This window comes from Armatimonadota bacterium, from assembly GCA_031081585.1.
In the GTDB taxonomy this organism is placed as follows: domain Bacteria; phylum Sysuimicrobiota; class Sysuimicrobiia; order Sysuimicrobiales; family Humicultoraceae; genus Geohabitans; species Geohabitans tengchongensis.
The window spans coordinates 26,900-43,121 of the sequence record JAVHLY010000013.1 but is presented as its reverse complement, the minus strand read 5'-3'; the positions used below and the strand labels follow the sequence as shown (position 1 = coordinate 43,121).

Annotated in this window: 14 protein-coding genes, 1 tRNA gene and 2 pseudogenes; 12 read left to right on the top strand and 5 right to left on the bottom strand. The window is 72.6% G+C overall.

The annotated features are described in order from the left end of the window. Nucleotides 1-26: 26 nt before the first annotated feature. The 3 genes from RB146_06855 (at nt 27) to RB146_06845 (ending at nt 2,803) form a co-directional block, all read left to right on the top strand. On the top strand, nt 27-1,340 hold the full coding sequence (locus RB146_06855) for an HD-GYP domain-containing protein (GenBank protein MDQ7828696.1): 1,314 nt from the start codon (nt 27-29) through the stop codon (nt 1,338-1,340). 39 nt (nt 1,341-1,379) lie between these two features. After that, a tRNA-Ala gene (locus RB146_06850) sits at nt 1,380-1,455 on the top strand. Nucleotides 1,456-1,885: 430 nt separating this feature from the next. Continuing rightward, nucleotides 1,886-2,803, top strand: coding sequence for a ThiF family adenylyltransferase (locus RB146_06845; protein ID MDQ7828695.1), 918 nt, complete (start codon nt 1,886-1,888; stop codon nt 2,801-2,803). Nucleotides 2,804-2,846: 43 nt separating this feature from the next. On the opposite strand, the gene RB146_06840 is transcribed toward RB146_06845, so the two are convergent. Together RB146_06840 and RB146_06835 are read right to left on the bottom strand one after the other, a co-directional pair. Beyond that, nucleotides 2,847-3,131 carry a hypothetical protein gene (locus RB146_06840; protein MDQ7828694.1) on the bottom strand — a complete coding sequence of 95 codons (285 nt, stop codon included), beginning with the start codon at nt 3,129-3,131 and terminating at the stop codon, nt 2,847-2,849. A gap of 263 nt (nt 3,132-3,394) precedes the next feature. Next, nucleotides 3,395-4,399 (bottom strand): hypothetical protein, encoded by a 1,005-nt coding sequence (locus RB146_06835; GenBank protein ID MDQ7828693.1) that lies wholly within the window; start codon nt 4,397-4,399, stop codon nt 3,395-3,397. A gap of 638 nt (nt 4,400-5,037) precedes the next feature. On the opposite strand from RB146_06835, the gene RB146_06830 reads away from it, so the two are divergent. The 9 genes and pseudogenes from RB146_06830 to RB146_06790 all read left to right on the top strand — a co-directional run bounded on the left by RB146_06830 (nt 5,038) and on the right by RB146_06790 (nt 13,932). Beyond that, a complete protein-coding gene (locus RB146_06830; protein MDQ7828692.1) occupies nt 5,038-5,979 on the top strand; it encodes a branched-chain amino acid transaminase in 942 nt (313 codons plus the stop codon). Between the two features lie 44 nt (nt 5,980-6,023). Beyond that, nucleotides 6,024-8,468, top strand: a pseudogene (leuS, locus tag RB146_06825) (leucine--tRNA ligase). Nucleotides 8,469-8,588: 120 nt separating this feature from the next. Then, nucleotides 8,589-9,095, top strand: a pseudogene (locus tag RB146_06820) (class I tRNA ligase family protein). A gap of 131 nt (nt 9,096-9,226) precedes the next feature. Continuing rightward, nucleotides 9,227-9,826, top strand: a complete 600-nt coding sequence (locus RB146_06815; GenBank protein MDQ7828691.1) for a ComEA family DNA-binding protein — start codon at nt 9,227-9,229, stop codon at nt 9,824-9,826. 117 nt (nt 9,827-9,943) lie between these two features. Continuing rightward, a complete protein-coding gene (locus RB146_06810) occupies nt 9,944-10,594 on the top strand; it encodes a sigma-70 family RNA polymerase sigma factor (GenBank protein ID MDQ7828690.1) in 651 nt (216 codons plus the stop codon). Then, a complete protein-coding gene (locus RB146_06805) occupies nt 10,591-11,103 on the top strand; it encodes a zf-HC2 domain-containing protein (GenBank protein ID MDQ7828689.1) in 513 nt (170 codons plus the stop codon). Before RB146_06810 ends, RB146_06805 begins: the two co-directional genes overlap by 4 nt. Continuing rightward, nucleotides 11,100-12,194 (top strand): hypothetical protein, encoded by a 1,095-nt coding sequence (locus RB146_06800; GenBank protein MDQ7828688.1) that lies wholly within the window; start codon nt 11,100-11,102, stop codon nt 12,192-12,194. The genes RB146_06805 and RB146_06800 overlap by 4 nt, the downstream gene beginning before the upstream one ends. A 2-nt stretch (nt 12,195-12,196) precedes the next feature. After that, on the top strand, nt 12,197-13,003 hold the full coding sequence (locus RB146_06795; protein MDQ7828687.1) for a DUF5666 domain-containing protein: 807 nt from the start codon (nt 12,197-12,199) through the stop codon (nt 13,001-13,003). 2 nt (nt 13,004-13,005) lie between these two features. After that, the gene (locus RB146_06790; GenBank protein ID MDQ7828686.1) at nt 13,006-13,932 is read left to right on the top strand and encodes a dipeptidase; all 927 of its coding nucleotides are present in this window, start codon (nt 13,006-13,008) and stop codon (nt 13,930-13,932) included. On the opposite strand, the gene speB is transcribed toward RB146_06790, so the two are convergent. From speB to RB146_06775, 3 genes are read right to left on the bottom strand one after another with little or no spacing between them, the layout of a single operon-like run. Continuing rightward, the gene (speB, locus tag RB146_06785; protein ID MDQ7828685.1) at nt 13,929-14,816 is read right to left on the bottom strand and encodes an agmatinase; all 888 of its coding nucleotides are present in this window, start codon (nt 14,814-14,816) and stop codon (nt 13,929-13,931) included. The genes RB146_06790 and speB overlap by 4 nt on opposite strands. A 1-nt stretch (nt 14,817) precedes the next feature. After that, entirely contained in the window at nt 14,818-15,681 is an 864-nt protein-coding gene (gene speE / locus RB146_06780; protein MDQ7828684.1) for a polyamine aminopropyltransferase, read from the bottom strand. After that, nucleotides 15,678-16,160 carry an arginine decarboxylase, pyruvoyl-dependent gene (locus tag RB146_06775; protein ID MDQ7828683.1) on the bottom strand — a complete coding sequence of 161 codons (483 nt, stop codon included), beginning with the start codon at nt 16,158-16,160 and terminating at the stop codon, nt 15,678-15,680. The genes speE and RB146_06775 overlap by 4 nt, the downstream gene beginning before the upstream one ends. Between the last annotated feature and the right edge of the window lie 62 nt (nt 16,161-16,222).

Genomic DNA, 16,222 nt, shown 5'->3' with positions numbered 1-16,222 from the left:
TCCCGCACGGGCAAGAAGGCAACAGGATGCTCCGCCTCTGGGCCCGGCTGACGCTGCTCCAGCGCTTCACCCTGGCCAGCGCCCTCATCGCCGTGGCGCTGGCCGTGGGACTCTCCGTCGCCACCACCCGGCTGGTGACCGCGATCCTGGTCGACCGGGAGGCGCACGTCGCCGCGGAGAGCATCGTGCGCGCCTTCGGGCCGACGCTGACCCCCGAGGACCTGCGCGGGCCGCTGGCAGCTGACCGCCAGGCCGTCCTCGACGCTCTCTTCCGCACCAGCACCCACTCCCCTGACCTGCTGCGCGTGCGCCTGTGGCGGGCCGACGGGCTGCTCCTCTACAGCAACGCCGACGAGCCGGTCGGCGTGGCGCCGGTGGCCGCGGACTTGCGCACACCCGAGGGCTTCCGCCGCTTCGTCCGCGACCGGCAGCGCCTGGAGCGCCTCTCCCCGGACGCGGCACTGGTCTTCGTGCCCGTGCAGGCGCGGGCGGCCTCGCCGCCGCTGGGAGCCTACGAGATCTCCTACGACCTGACGCCGCTGTACGAGCGGTTTGCCGTGCTCCGCCGCATCATCTGGAACGCCGTAACCGGCGGTCTGCTGCTCCTCTACCTCTCCGTCTTCGTGCTGGTGCGGCGCGCCTCGCGCCAGCTGCTGCAGCAGCAGGCCGACCTGATCGCCGCCCACCTGGGGACCTACCAGGCACTGGCCAGTGCCATCGACGCGCGCGACGCCTACACCGGCGATCATTCCAGCCGCGTGGCTCGCCTGGCTGAGGCCCTGGCGCGGGCCATGGAGCTGGATCCTGGCACGGTTGAGGAGATCGTCATGGCCGCGCGCCTGCACGACGTGGGGAAGATCGCCGTGCCCGACGCCGTCCTGGGCAAGCCCGGACGCCTCACGCCCGAGGAGCACCGGTTGATCCGCCGCCACGCCGAGGCCGGCTACCAGATCCTCCAGTCGGCGCCGCTGCCGGAAGGGGTGAAGCGGGCGGTGCTGCACAGCCACGAGCGGTGGGACGGCCGCGGCTACCCGCGCGGGCTGGCCGGCGAGGCCATCCCGGTGGGCGCGCGCGTGCTGGCGGTGGCCGACGCCTATGAGGCCATGACCCACGACCGCCCCTACCGTCGCGCCCTCACCCCGGCGGAGGCCCGGGCGCGCATCGCCGCCGGCTCGGGCTCGCAGTTCGACCCGGCGGTGGTGGAGGCCTTCGGGCGGATCATCGACGCCTTCGACCGGGAGGCCGCGGAGGCTCGACCGCCGCAGCGCGCGGCAACCCTGCGCGACGCGGTCAGCCTCACGGCGCTCGAGCGCCGCGCCACGCCGGCCCGCGTTCGTTGACGCTCCTGCACGTGCACACCTATAATCGAAGAGGATTCCGGGCCGGTGGCGCAGTTGGGAGCGCGCCTCAATGGCATTGAGGAGGTCGGGGGTTCGAATCCCCTCCGGTCCACCACACACACCACCCGTCTTTTCCGCTTCCCCGGAAGGGTGTAGCTCCATAGCACATCCAGAACCCGAGTCCGATCGGGACGATTGGATTGACCATCGTCAGCGGATGCGCGGTGAACCACAGTGCACCGCTGCCGTTGGGCAGGTGGGCCCACGCGGTGATCACCGCCATCTGACGCGCGGTGTCCTACCAGCCCCAAACCGACGGTCGACCTCCGCTGCGGGAGCCTCGACCCCGCGACCCGTGGCCTCGGACGGGCGACGGAAGGCTTGCCGCACGGCCCGGATCCTCCTCCCGCACCCGAAGGCGGCGGTGGGGACTTTACCCCGCTGCGTGGGGAGCTCAGAGGCTAGGGCCACAGGGGGGACTTGGCCTGCCGTCCATCTGCTTCCGCGGCCAGTCGTGCAGGTGGCTGCCATCGAAGGGAGGAGCCATGAGTACGGCAGCGTCATCGCTGGCTGACTATTATTCGCAAGCCTTCTCGCGCAACATCGGACTCGTCACCCCGGCGGAACAGGAGCGGTTGCGGCACGTCTGCGTCGCCATCCCGGGGATGGGAGGAATGGGCGGGGTGGCCGCGGCCACGCTCGCCCGTACGGGCATCGGCCGCTTCCGCATCGCTGACGCCGACGTGTTCGAGGTCGTGAACATGAACCGGCAGTACGGCGCAACTGTTCACACGTTGAGGCAGAACAAAGCGGAGGTCATGGCGGAGATCATCCGCACCATCAACCCTGAGGCGGACGTGACGGTGTTCACGGAGCCCATCGGCAAGCACAACGTGGACGAGTTCCTCGCCGGGGCCGACGTGGTGCAGGACGCCCTGGACTACTTCGCCCTCGAAGCCCGCCGGCTGATCTGTTCCCGGGCGCGCGACAGAGGACTGTACGTGGTCTCCGCGGGCCCGCTCGGGTTCAGCGGCGTCCTGCTCGTATTCTCGCCCACCGGGATGAGCTTCGAGGAGTACTATGATCTCCGAGACGGGTTGAGTCTGGAAGAGCAGCTGATCGCCTTCGCGGTCGGGACAGCACCCGCCGGGATCCATCTGAGGTACATGGACCCCAAGAGCGTAGACTTCCAGAGAGGATACGGCCCGTCGCTCGGCGTGGCCTGCCAGATTGCGAGCGGCATGGCGGCGGCGGAGATCGTGAAGATCCTGCTGGGGCGCGGGCCCGTCAGACCCGTACCCTACTTCTCGCAGTTCGACGCCTACACCATGCAGTACCAACGCGGGCGGCTGTGGTGGGGCAACCGCCACCCCCTCCAGCGGCTCAAGCGCTGGTACGTCAAGCGGTTCCTGCTGAAGGGGGCCAGGCTCCGCAGCCGGCCTGCGCCGCAGGGAGGCTCGTAGTTCGGCTTCAACGCGTTCAGGCGGGGCATGGCAGATGGCGCCTTCACTTCGCCTCCACGAAGACGGGATCCACTCCTACGGGCAGGGCGGCTGGGCTGGCGGCCAGGTAGCTGTCCATATCGCCGGGCAAGGTAAAGCCCCCGCGCCTCTCAGGCAGGTCGGGGTCGCCCCTACCGCCGGCGCCAACCGCCTCCGACCTGGCGTTGGGCATGAGATGGACGTAGACGTCCAGCCCGCCCGTCCGCTCCTTGACCAGGTTGACCAGTTGGCTCGCCTGATGCCCGTTGAACCGGCCGCCGGGGGCCGGGTACAGCCAGAGGGTGGTCACCCTGGCCCGAGCGAGCGGATGAGCGCGGCGTCCGGCGTCGCATTCCGTGCGAAGACGACGTGCACGCCAAAGATGGGCGACACGGCCGCAGGCGCGATCGTGGGCGGAATGCCGGTCGGCGCAGCGGAAGAGGACACCACCGATGCAGCCGGAGTAGATACCAGCACAACGAAGGGGAGCAGGCGGAGCGGAAAGCGTTTCACGGGACCCTCGCTGACGATGTGCCCTGCGCCAGGGGATGGCGGGCTGACAGGCAGCCGTGGCTATTTGAAATGCTCGTCAATGAAGCGCTTGAATGCTTCGCCGGTGGGTCGCAGTGTGCCGTCAGCATTGACCAATCCCCGTGCTTTCGGCCCATCCAGGCCGAACCACACCGCGATGGGCACCCCCAGCTCCACGATCTTGCCCATGACGGCTGTCGTCTGGTTGGGGTCGTCGGTGAGCTGGCCGACTTCGTTGGTGATGACGGGCAGACCCGTCTGCGCCCTCAGATAAGCCACAGCTTCCTCCAGCGCGCGAGTATCGGCGATGTACCAGTGGAAGTTCACCTGGTCCACCCCGGCAGCGCGGTAGGCCGAGAGGAGCGCTTTGCCCCTGCGGAGTTGCTCCTGAGCCTGGGGCGAGTGCCACTGCCGTTGCACATCCGCCGTCAAGGCCCTGGCGGCGAAGTCTCGGGCCATGGCTGATCGCCCGCTGGCCTGGTAGTGGTCATAGACCAGGAGGGCCACCAGCGTGCTGACCAGCCCGCCGTTGGTGCAGAGGATCCCCTGTCGGTGCGCCACCTGGCAGGCGGCTCGCAGTTGAGCGCTGTAGTCTTCGGGCGTTCCCGTGTAAAACAGGGCCGAGTTCTCCTCGTTCTCCACCGCCAGGGCCACCGGGCGATACCTGTCGAGGACCTGGGAGAGTCTGCGTTGATAAGCGGCCAAGTCGCCGGGCGGGGCGGTGGGCAGCGGGCCGCTGTTTCGCACAGTGAGCACCAGTTTCAACCCAGTTCTCAGGGCGATGTCGCACTCCTGGCAGGTCCCGTGCCATCGGTTCAGGAAGACTGAGGAGGGCCGGAAATAGACGGCCCCCAGGGCTTGGGCGATCCGCATCCCCTGAGGCGAGCGGACCAGCTGAGACGGCAGCATCAGCCCGAAGGGGTTCCGGCCTGTGGGCAGGGGCGCAGTGATCTGCGCCGACGTGGCGGCAGCCCGTGCCAGCGAAACGCCTCCGGCGGCCACCACGACGCCCACGACAACCATGAACGGCATGGCGATCCTTCCCATCAGCCTGCTCCTCTTGCGGCCCCGCGAACAGGTCGTGTGAAAATGGCGGCCGCCCCTCCCCTGGGGCCGATGGGCAGAGGGCGCTCTATCTGTCCCATCAAACCGTGCGGGTCAGCAGCAGGTTTATCGGACAGTTCCGGGGCAGGGGGGAACGGCCGCACGCGCTCGCCGCCTCGCCCACCACGCGCCGGGGGGAGGCTCGCCGAGCTCCGGGAGGACCGGGTGTCGCCGACACGGCTCGCCAGTGATCGACCCAGGCCTCGCCGGGCGCCCGTGGCGGCCCGGCCCGCGCGGACGGCCAACGCGGCGTGATCTTGACCGTTGGGAAGGCGGGGCGGATACTAGAGGCTGAACGCAAGGCGAGGACCGGGAGCAGTAGGTTCACGGCCGCGTCAGAGAGCCGGACGGCAGGTTGCGAGTCCGGTCGCGCCGGGGCCGAACTCGCCCGGGAGCCGCACAGGCGAGGCGACGCCGAGCCTGTGCCGTCCACCCGACGTGACCGGGGTTGAGCGGGTGGTGCCCTCGGGCGCCGCCAAGCAGGGTGGTACCGCGGAGGCCGCCTTCGTCCCTGACGGAGGCGGCTGTGCTGTTTTCAGAGGCGATGCCGGGTGCGGCGGCCCGGCCGGGAGGGAAGAGGGGTGCAGACGGCAGAGGTGATCTGGTTCAACGGACGCATCGTCCCCTGGGAGGAGGCGCGGGTGCACGTGCTGGCCCACGCGCTCCACTACGGCAGCAGCGTCTTCGAGGGGATCCGGGCCTACGCCACGCCGGAGGGGCCGGCGGTCTTCTGCCTGGACGCGCACCTGCAGCGCCTGATCGACTCCTGCCGGATCGCCCGCATGGAGCTGCCCTACACCCGGGCGGAGCTGGCCGAGGCCATCGCCACCCTCATCCGCCGGAACGGGCACCAGAGCTGCTACATCCGGCCCGTGGTCTTCCGCGGCGTGGGGTCGCTCAGCCTGGACGCGCGCAAGGCGTCCCTGGAGGTGGCCATCGCCACCTTCGAGTGGGGTCGCTACCTGGGGGAGGAGGCGCTCGAGCAGGGGGTGGACGTGATGGTCTCCTCCTGGCGGCGGGTCGCCACCGACACCGTGGCGACGATGGCGAAGATGGGCGGGAACTACGTGAACTCCTCCTTCGTGGCCATGGAGGCGGCGGACCACGGCTTCGCCGAGGGGATCGCCCTGGACGTGCATGGCTACGTCAGCGAGGGGAGCGGGGAGAACATCTTCGTCGTGCGCCAGGGCGTCGTGCACACCCCGCCGCTCAGCAGCGGGATCCTGCCGGGCGTCACCCGCCAGGTGGTGATGACCCTGTGCGCCGACCTGGGCATCCCGGTGCGGGAGAGCCTCATCCCGCGGGAGATGCTCTACGTCGCCGACGAGGTCTTCTTCACGGGGACGGCGGCGGAGATCACCCCGGTGCGCTCGGTGGACCGGGTCCCCGTCGGCACGGGCCGCCGCGGGCCGATCACCGAGCGGCTGATGGCGGAGTTCTTCGGGATCGCCGAGGGCCACCTGCCCGACCGCCACGGGTGGCGGACGCCCGTGGCGGCCGCCCACCGGGCCGCCGCCACGTGAGCCGCGGGCGCGAGACCGGTATGCAGAGGGCGAGGATGCCAACCATGACGGACCGCTACGATCCGCGGGCCATCGAGATGCGCTGGCAGGCCAGGTGGGAGCAGGACCGCCTCTACCACGCTCCCGACTTCGACCCGCGCCCCAAGTGGTACTTCCTGACCATGTACCCCTACCCGTCGGGCGACCTGCACATCGGGCACTGGTACGCCATGGCCCCGTCCGACGCGGCCGCCCGCTTCAAGCGCATGCAGGGGTACAACGTGATGTTCCCCATCGGCTTCGACGCCTTCGGGCTGCCGGCGGAGAACGCCGCCATCCAGCACAACATCCACCCCTACACCTGGACCATGGCCAACATCGAGCGCATGCGCCGCCAGCTGCGCTCCATGGGGGCGATGTGGGACTGGGAGCGGGAGATCGTCACCTGCGACCCGTCCTACTACAAGTGGAACCAGTGGTTCTTCCTGCGCATGTACGAGCGCGGGCTGGCCTACCGGAAGCTGGCCCCGGTGGACTGGTGCCCCCGCGACCACACCGTGCTGGCGCGCGAGCAGGTGGTGGGCGAGGAGCGGGTGTGCGAACGGTGCGGCACGCCGGTGGTGAAGAAGAACCTGGAGCAGTGGTTCCTGCGCATCACCGCCTACGCCGAGGAGCTACTGGACTTCAGCGGCCTGGAGTGGCCCGAGCGGGTGCGCACGCTGCAGGAGCACTGGATCGGGCGCAGCCGGGGGGTGGAGTTCCGGATCCCGGTCCAGGGGCACCCGGGGGTGAGCTTCGAGGTCTTCACGACGCGGCCGGATACGGTGTACGGGATGACCTTTGCGGTGCTCGCGCCCGAGCACCCCCTGGTGGACCGGATCGCCACCCCGGACCGCCGAGCCGAGGTGGAGGCCTACAAGTTCAAGGCGGCGCGGGCCAGCGACATCGAGCGCCTCTCCACCGAGAAAGCGCGCGACGGCGTCTTCACCGGCGCCTACGCCGTCAACCCGATGAACGGCGCTCCGGTGCCCATCTACATCGCCGACTACGTCCTGCTCTCCTACGGGACCGGCGCCATCATGGGGGTGCCGGCCCACGACGAGCGGGACTTCGACTTCGCCCGGCGCTACGGGCTGCCTATTCCCGTCGTCATCGCCCCGCCCGGGTGGGACGGCCAGCCCCTCCCGCAGGCCCATCTGGGCGAGGGAACGATGGTCAACTCCGGCCCCTTCGACGGCCTGCCGAGCCCCGAGGGATGGGAGCGCATCGCGGACTACATGGAGCGGGAGGGGATCGGGCGGCGCGCCGTGCACTACCGCCTGCACGACTGGCTGATCAGCCGGCAGCGCTACTGGGGGACCCCCATCCCCATCGTCTACTGCCCGGCCTGCGGCACCGTCCCGGTGCCCGACGAGGACCTGCCGGTGGTGCTGCCCCACGACGCCGAATTCCTGCCCACCGGCGAGTCCCCCCTCCGCTACCATGAGGCCTTCCGCCGCACGCGCTGCCCGCGCTGCGGGGGCGAGGCGGAGCGGGAGACCGACACCATGGACACCTTCGTCGACTCCTCCTGGTACCAGTACCGCTACGTCAGCCCCGACTACCAGGCGGGCCCCTTCGACCCGGAGCGCGGCCGCTACTGGCTGCCGGTGGACCAGTACACCGGCGGGATCGAACACGCCGTCATGCACCTGCTCTACACGCGCTTCTGGACCAAGGTCATGGCCGACCTGGGGCTGGTGCCCTTCCGCGAGCCGATGCGCCGCCTCTTTAACCAGGGGGTGATCCTGGGGGAGGACGGGGAGAAGATGAGCAAGTCGCGGGGCAATGTCGTCAACCCCGACGAGTTCGTGGCTACGCTGGGCGCCGACACGGTGCGGGCCTACCTGATGTTCATCGGGCCGTGGGAGAACGGCGGCCCCTGGAGCAGCCGGGGCATCGAGGGGGTGCACCGCTTCCTGCACCGCGTCTGGGGCCTGGTGGTGGAGCCCGCCGCGCCCGGACCGGACGCACCGGCGGGCCCCGGCGAGCGGGAGGTGCGCCACCGGACGCACGCCACCATCAAGCGGGTCACGGAGGACCTGGAGCAGTTCCGCTTCAACACGGCCATCGCCGCGCTCATGGAGTTCGTGAACTTCCTGCAGGACGTGCGCGGCACGCGGGCGGCCGCCGGGGCGGCCTGGACGGAGGCGCTGCGGTCGCTGGTCCTGATGCTGGCCCCGCTCACCCCGCACATCGCCGAGGAGCTGTGGGAGCGCCTGGGCCAGCCCTACTCCGTGCACCAGCAGGTCTGGCCGGCCTACGACCCCGAGCTGGCGCGGGCGGAGACGGTCACGCTGGTGGTGCAGGTCGACGGCCGGGTGCGGGACCGCCTCCGGGTGCCGGCCGACCTGCCGGCGGAGGAGGCGCGCCGGCTGGCCCTGGCCAGCCCCCGCGTCCGCAAGTTCGTGGACGGGCACGAGGTGGCCGACGTGATCGTCGTGCCGGGCCGCCTGGTGAACATCGTCCTCGACCGGTCCCGGGGGGAGGACCGTCCTGCGGGCGCAGTCGCCACCCGAAAGGCTTCCCCATCTGAAGGGGGTGGGTGAGGTGGGGCTCGCCGCGTCCTAGCCGTCCCGACCGCCCAGCGCATCCCGCCCTACGACGCCCACACCATCGAGGCCCGCTGGCGAGCCCGGTGGGAGGCCGAAGGGCTCGATCGGGCCTCGGAGGGCGATCCCGGCCCCAAGCGCTACATCCTGACGATGTTCCCCTATCCCTCAGGGGAGCTGCTGCACGTGGGCCGCTGGTTCGCCTACGTCCCGGCGGACGCACGGGCGCGCTACGAGCGCATGCGCGGTGCCAGGGTCCTCTTCCCCGTCGGCTTCGACGCCGTCGGGCTGCCGGCGGAGAACGCCGCGATCCGCCACGGCCTCCACCCCTCCACCTGGACGATGCGGAACATCGAGGCCATGCGCCGGCAGTTCCGCACCATGGGGGCGATGTGGGACTGGTCGCGCGAGGGGGTGACCTGCGAGCCGCGCTACTACCGCTGGACGCAGTGGTTCTTCCTGCAGATGTTCGCGCGGGGTCTGGCGTACCGGGCGCCGGGGCCCGTGGACTGGTGCCCGCGCTGCCGCACCTCGCTGGCCCGGGAACATGGCGGGACGGCGGGTGCGGCGCCTGATCCACCCTCGCCCCGGCTTGGTGAACATCGTGACCGGGGGGTAAAGCGCCGGCCCCGCGCCGATCAAGGAGATGGGAGATCGGGGGAGGCGGGGCGAATCCCTTGGAAAGCGATGCGCAGCCACGCGCCACGCGGGCCGGCCAGGCGGCGCTCCTCCTCGTGGGTGCGGCCGGCCTCCTCCTGGTGGGGCGGGCGATGGTGGCCAGGCCCGCAGGTGAGCCGGTCGTGCTGGGCACCCCCGCGCCGGCGCCGCACGTGCTGGTGCACGTGGCCGGGGAGGTGGTCCTGCCCGGCGTGTACCGCCTGCCGCCGGGGGCGCGCTGGAGCGATGCGATCCGGGCGGCCCGCGGTCCCACGTTCCGCGCCGACCTCGACGCCGTGAACCTGGCGCAGCCAGTGCGCGACGGAGAGCGGGTCTACGTCCCGTCGCGCCCCGACCCGGCGCCGCCTGCGGCAGAAGCCGGGGCGGCGAGGCGTGGGGGGCCCCAAGATCCCGCGGGGGGCGGGACCCCGGTCTCCCTGAACCAGGCCACGGCCGCCCAGCTCGAGGCCCTTCCCGGGATCGGCCCGGTCCTGGCGGCGCGCATCATCGAACACCGCCGCACGCGCGGCCCGTTCCAAACCCTGGAAGACCTCCTGGAGGTCCCCGGGGTGGGTCCGCGCCTCCTGGCGCGCCTGCGTCCGCACCTGCGCGTGCCGTGAAACCTCGACGAGTGGCCGTTGCGTATACCAAAGACGAACGACGACCGCGGGCGCCCTGACGCCCCTGGGGGGAGGAGCGGGCCCTATACGCCTGAGGAGCTGGCGGCGTACGAGGCGTTGGTCGAGCGGTACGGCCGCCTCGTCTACAACATCGCCTACCGCATGACCGGCAGCGAGGCGGACGCGAAGGACCTGGCCCAGGAGGCCTTCATCCGGGTCTTCCGGGCCTTCCGGCGCATCGACCCGGAACAGCCGCTGGAGGGCTGGCTCTACCGCATCGTCAGCAACCTCCACATCGACCTCCTGCGCAAGCGGCCGCGGGTGCGCGTCGAGTCGCTGGACGCCCCGGCGCTCACCCCGCAGGGGGAGGAGGTCGCCCGCGAGCTCCCCGACCCCTGGGGGGACGTCCCGGACGCGGTGATCGACCGGACGCTGGACGCGCGCATCCAGGCGGCGCTGCTGGCGCTGCCGGTCGAGCTACGCATGGTGGTCATCCTGAGCGACATCGAGGGGCACGCCTACGAGGAGATCGCCACGATGCTGCGGTTGCCGCTCGGGACGGTGAAGTCGCGGCTGCACCGCGCGCGGAAGATCCTCCAGGCGCGCCTCCGTCCGGTGATGGAGGAGCGGCGGCGGGGTGTGGCGCCGCCAGGGCGTCCCGACCCCGCGGAGCCAGGAGGCCGCGCGCCGGGCACCGGGGGCGTCCAGAACGACCGCGGGCGGACGGACGACCGCGGGCGGACGGAGGAGGGGTCGAGGAGGGAATGACCCACGATCGCATCGGCCGACAGCTCTCGGCCTACCTCGACCGGGAGCTCACCCCGGAGGAGGCCAGGGCCGTGGAGCGCCACCTGGACGGCTGCCCTGCCTGCCGGGAGGAGCTGGAGGCGTTGCGCCAGACCAGGGCCTTGCTGCGCGCTCTCCCCGAGCGGCCGCTGCCGGAGGACTTCTGGCCGGAGCTGCGGCGGACGCTCCAGCGGGAGGCCGCACCCCGGACCCGGGGCCTGCCGGCGGTGCGGGCGTGGCTCGACGCCATCCGCGCGCGCCCGGCCCCGGCGCTGGCCGTGGTCGCCGTCGTGCTGCTGCTCGCGGTGACGCTGGTGCGCGGGCAGCTCGACCGCCTGCGGGCCGCCGAGTTCGGGCTCGACCTGCTGGTGCGCGAGCACGCGATCACCGTGGCCGCGGACGACCCGCTGGCCGACCCGGCCTACCTGGGCTTCGTCGTCACCCAGGCCAACCTGGCCCTGGTGGGCGCGACGGAGGAGGCCCGCCGGTGAGCGGCGGCGTCCGGAGGCGATGCCGGGTGGCGGGCGAAGCCCTGAGGGGTCGCGTCGGCCTGGCGGCGGTGACGGCGGCCGCGCTGACGGTCCTGGTCCTCGCGGCAGCGGCGGGCGTCGCGGCAGTGCAGGGGCGAGAGGCGCCGCTGTCGGCCGAGGCCATCGTCCGCAGCGTCATCCTGGCGCCCAGCGTGATCGACTACGAGGGGACGAAGGTCATCTCCACGTCACGAGGCGGTGTGGCGGAGACGATCACCCTCCAGGAGCTGCACAAGCGGCCGAACAAGCTGCGGCTGCAGTTCCTCACCCCGGACGAGGCTGCCGGGCGGCTGGTGGTGGACAACGGCGTCGAAGCCTGGCACTACGAACCGGCGCTGCACACCGCCTTCCAGGGCCCCAGCCTGACCCGGCAGCCGCACGACCCCGAGCGGGCCCTGCGCGACCTGCGCGCCGGCTACAGGATGACCGTCGAGGGGACGGAGGAGGTGCTCGGCCGTCCGACCTTCGTCGTGGCGCTGGCCCACCGGCGCGGCGGGATGGTGCGACGGCTGTGGGTCGACCAGGCCACCGGGACGCCCCTGCGCGTCGAGGAGCGCCGCGCCGGCGAGGTCGTCTACCTGGCCTACTTCACGCGTATCTCCTTCAGCCTCAACCTGCCCGAGGCGCTCTTCCGCTTCCGGGCGCCCGCCGGCGCGCGCATCTTCCCGCTCTTCCCTGAAGAGGAGCGGCTGGCGCCGCTGGGCGTGGTCGAGCGGCAGGCCGGATTCGCCATCCTGCGCCCCGGGCCGCCGCCGGCGGGCTGGCGCCTGCGCGGCGCCGCGCTGGTGCGCTACGGCTCGGTGAGCGGCGTCCACCTGCGCTACGAGGGCGGGGCGGGACCGGTCTCGCTCTTCCAGGTGCCCGCCCGCCGCCTGGCCGCGCACGACTTCCAGGCCGGCCGGGCGGTCGTACACGGCGCCCGGACCTACCGGGTGCTGGAGGTGGGGCCGTTCCTGCTGGTCACCTGGGAAGCGCGCGGGGTGCGGCTGGTCGTGGCCGGGAGCGCCCCGCTGGGGATCCTCCTCGACCTGGCCGCGCGGGTGGGCGGATGAGGATGCGCCCGGGTGCCCCGGCCCTGGCTCTGGTACTGGTGGTCCTGCTCGCGGCGGGGACGGTGCCAGCGCTCTCCCTGCACGCGGCGCCCCACCGGGGGAAGGGGCGCGGGGCGGAGGAACCGCTGGGGCTCGTGCGTCTGCGCGGCGTGGTGGTGGCGGTCAGCCCGTCGGTCCTCACCCTCCGCCTGGCCGAGGGGGGGACCGTGACCTGCCGCCTCGTGGAGGGGACGCGCATCGGCGGGCGGACGCGGCTGGTCCCGGGGCTGGTCGTGGAGGTGCGGGCGGTGCGGGTCGCCGGAGGCCTGGTGGCCCTCGTCGTGGGAGTTCCCGAGGCACGCGGTCCGGCCCGCACCGCCCGTCTTTTCAGTGCGACGGGCGCCGTCGAGGGCGTGGCCATCGCCGTAGGGGAGCGGACGCTCTCGGTGCTGCGGGCCGACAACACGCTGCTCACCGTCCTCCTCACCGGGACCACGCAGCTCCGGGGGGCGCCGTCGGTCCCCCGGCTGGCCGTCGTGGAGGTGGTGGGGACGGCGAACGCCGACGGCTCCGTCAGCGCGCGCACCGTGACGGTGCGCTTCGACCCCCGCCGCGCCACCCAGGTGAGCGGCCGCGTGGCCGTGGCCTGGGACGGCACGGGGTTCGTCCTCTCCGGCGGGGCGATCGTCACCGTGGACGAGGAGACCTGGGTATTGTGGGGCGCGGCGCTGCGCCCCATGGCGTTCATCGCGCCGGGGATGCGGGCGACGGTGTGGGGGGAGGGGCGTCCGCCCGTGGTCGCCGCGCGGGTCGTCCAGCTGGCCCCCTGATCGTGGTCGACCTGCACGCCGACACGCTGCTCGACCTGGCCGCCGGGCGGCGCGACCTGGCGGGCGGCGGCCTGGGACACGTCGACCTCCCGCGGCTGCACCAGGGGGGCGTGACCGTGCAGGTCTTCGCCGCATTCGTCCACCCCCGCGAGGCCCTCCACGGCCCCGCCCGCCTGGCCGAGCTCCTCACAGCCTTCCAGGCAGCGCTGCGCCGTCACGCCCCAGCGGTGGCGCACGTGCGCACGATGGCGGACCTGGAGGCGGCGGTGGGTGCCGGTCGGGTGGCGGCGGTGGTGAGCGTGGAGAACCTCGGCGACGCGCTGGCGGGCCGGGAGGAGGCAGTGGCGGACCTGGTGCGCGCGGGCGTGCGCATGGCCGGCCTCACCTGGAACTTCCCGAACCCGCTCGCCGACGGGGCGCTCGAGCAGCGCCACGGCGGCCTCACGGCGCTGGGCCGTCGGGTGGTCCGCCGCCTGGAGCGCGAGGGGATCGTCGTCGACGTCTCCCACCTCTCCGAGGCGGCCTTCTGGCAGGTGCTGGAGGTGACGACGGGGCCGGTCGTGGCCAGCCACTCCAATGCCGCGGCCGTCCACCCCCACCGCCGCAACCTCACCGACGCGCAGCTGCGGGCCATCGCCGCGCGGGACGGGGTGGTGGGCGTGAACTTCTACCCGCCCTTCCTGGGGGCGCCCACTCTGGAGCGCGTCGTGGCGCACATCGACCACATGGCGGAGGTGATGGGGGTGCGCCACGTCGCCCTGGGCTCAGATTTCGACGGGATCACGCAGGTCCCGGCAGGGCTGGAGGAGGTGAGCCGCCTGCCCAACCTGACCAGGGCGCTGGTGGACCGGGGCTACGCGGGCGAGGCGGTGGCGCGGATCCTGGGGCAAAACGCCCTCCGCGTCTTCCGGAGGGTGTGGGGCCGTTAGGCCCGGCCGGCCCAGGTGAGGACCGCCTCCCGCACGATCGAGGCCGCGACTACCGCCGTCCGAGCCGACGGATCATAGGCGGGCGCGACCTCCACCACGTCCAACCCCACCACGCGGAGCGGGGCCATCACCCGGAGGAGGTCCAGCAATGCCTGCGTGCGCGGGCCCGCGGGTTCGGGGTTGGCCGTCCCCGGGGCGTCGGCAGGGTCGAGCACGTCGATGTCGACGGAGAGGTAGAGGGGATGCCCCTCCAGACGTGCCCACGCCCCCGGGGGCAGGTGCAGCCGCCGCTCTGCGAACGCCAGCCCCGCCGCGTCCGCGAACTCCTGCCGGGTCCCCGCGCGCACGCCCAGCACCCCCAGGCGGCTCCACCCCACCGTCTCCGCCAGCCGGCGCACCGTGGTGGCGTGGGACCAGCGCTCCCCCTCGTAGGCGTCGCGCAGGTCCAGGTGGGCGTCCAGGACCACCACGCCCAGGTCCGGGTGGCGGGCGGCCAGGGCCCGGACCGCCCCCACGCTCACCGTGTGGTCGCCGCCCAGCAGCACCGGCAGCCCCTGCGCCGCCGCCACCGCCGCAGCCACCGCCTCCACCATGGCCTCAGGGGAGCGCAGCGCCACGTCGAGGTCTCCGGCGTCGAGAAGCGCCAGCTCCTCGAGGTCGCGTCCCAGCACGGGACTGTACGACTCGATGGACTGTGACGCCCACCGCACCGCGGCGGGGCCGTCGCGGGCCCCACGGCGGAAGCTGGCGGTGCGGTCGTACGGGACGCCGAGCAGCGTCGCCGCAGGCGGGCGTGCGTGGTCTGAGGCGCCGGTCGGCCCTGTCGGGGCGAGCCCGGGGCGAGGCGTGTCGGGCTGCCCTGCCGGTCGGGCCGCCAGGAACACCTCAGGCGGACGGCCCCTCCTGCGGAATGCCGAGGTCCCGGGCCAGAAAGGGGGGCAGGCGGAAGGCGGCGGCGTGGCCGTGGGGCGTGTAGTACTGCAGGCCAAAGCCGGCCGTGCGGCGGGCCACGGTCTCCGCGGGGACGGCGGCCGGGTCGCCGGCGCGCGAGCCCATGGTGAAGGTCCACAGCACGCCCGGGTAGGTGGGGACGGGGGCCAGGTAGGTGGCCACCGTGGGGAAGAGGGCGGCCAGGTGCGTCCGCACGTCCCGGATCACCTGCTGCTGGTAGAGCGGGGAGCCGCTCTGCACGGCGATGATCCCCCGCGGGGTGAGCGCCCGCGCCGCGTCGGCGTAGAAGGCGCGGCTGAAGAGCCCCACCGCCGGGCCCTTGGGGTCGGTGGAGTCCACCAGGATGACGTCGAAGCGCTCCTCGGTCTCCCGCAGGAAGGCCACCCCGTCGCCGATCACTACGCGCGTGCGCGGGTCGTCGAAGGCGCCCCCCGGGATGGCCGGCAGGAAGCGGCGCGTGACCTCGACGACCTCCCGGTCGATCTCCACCATCACCGCCGCCTCCAGCGGGTGTTTCAGCGCCTCCTCCAGCAGCCCCCCGTCCCCGCCGCCGATGATGAGCAGGCGGCGCGGGGCGGGGTGGGTCACGAGCGGCGGGTGGGCCAGCATCTCGTGGTAGATGAACTCGTCCCGCTCGGTGGTCTGCACCGCCTCGTCCAGGATGAGCATGCGGCCGAAGTCGGCGTTCTGGACGACGCGGATCTCCTGGTAGGGCGAGCGGCCCCGGTAGAGCTCGGCGTCGATGCGGTAGGTGTGGGCGAAGCTCTCGCCCCCGGGGTCGGTGAGCCAGGCGGTCACGGCGCCGGTCCGGTGGGCGTGGGCCAGAAGAGCGCCAGGGCCACCACGCAGCCCACCCGCTCCACGGTGTGCTCGCTCGCGGCGACGGCCACCTCTTCGAGCTCCAGCCCGCGCTGGTGGAAGGCTTCCCGCACCATGCGGCGCACCACCGCCTCAGCGTTCTCGGCGGTACCGGTGTGGGAGTGCTCCATGATGACGCCGTGCCCGTCCCCCCGGCTGATGCCCACCCCGATAGCGGCGGCGATGCGCTCGCCGGCCGTGTGGCTGATGATGCGCGCGTAGACCGCCGGGACGAGCAGCCCCGGCGGGAACGGCGGGGTGGTGATGAGGCGCGCGCCCGCGGGGAGAATGCTGGTGACGCGGATGAAGTTCAGGTCGGCCACGCCGGCGGCGGCCAGGGCCTGGTCGAAGGCATTCAGCGCAGTGATGCCCTCACCGGCACCGGCGGCCAGACTGACGGCTCGGGGCAGCTGCCACACGCCCCCCAGTCAAGCGGATGGGTCTGTGTGCCGTCAAGGGCAGCGGGGCGGGCAGGGCGAAG

Bases quoted from the DNA above. Each gene is read 5' to 3' on its own strand.
- RB146_06805 (MDQ7828689.1), top strand. From the start codon at position 10,591: ATGACCCACGATCGCATCGGCCGACAGCTCTCGGCCTACCTCGACCGG.
- RB146_06845 (MDQ7828695.1), top strand. From the start codon at position 1,886: ATGAGTACGGCAGCGTCATCGCTGGCTGACTATTATTCGCAAGCCTTC.
- RB146_06835 (MDQ7828693.1), bottom strand. From the start codon at position 4,399: ATGGGAAGGATCGCCATGCCGTTCATGGTTGTCGTGGGCGTCGTGGTG.
- RB146_06855 (MDQ7828696.1), top strand. From the start codon at position 27: ATGCTCCGCCTCTGGGCCCGGCTGACGCTGCTCCAGCGCTTCACCCTG.
- RB146_06795 (MDQ7828687.1), top strand. From the start codon at position 12,197: ATGCGCCCGGGTGCCCCGGCCCTGGCTCTGGTACTGGTGGTCCTGCTC.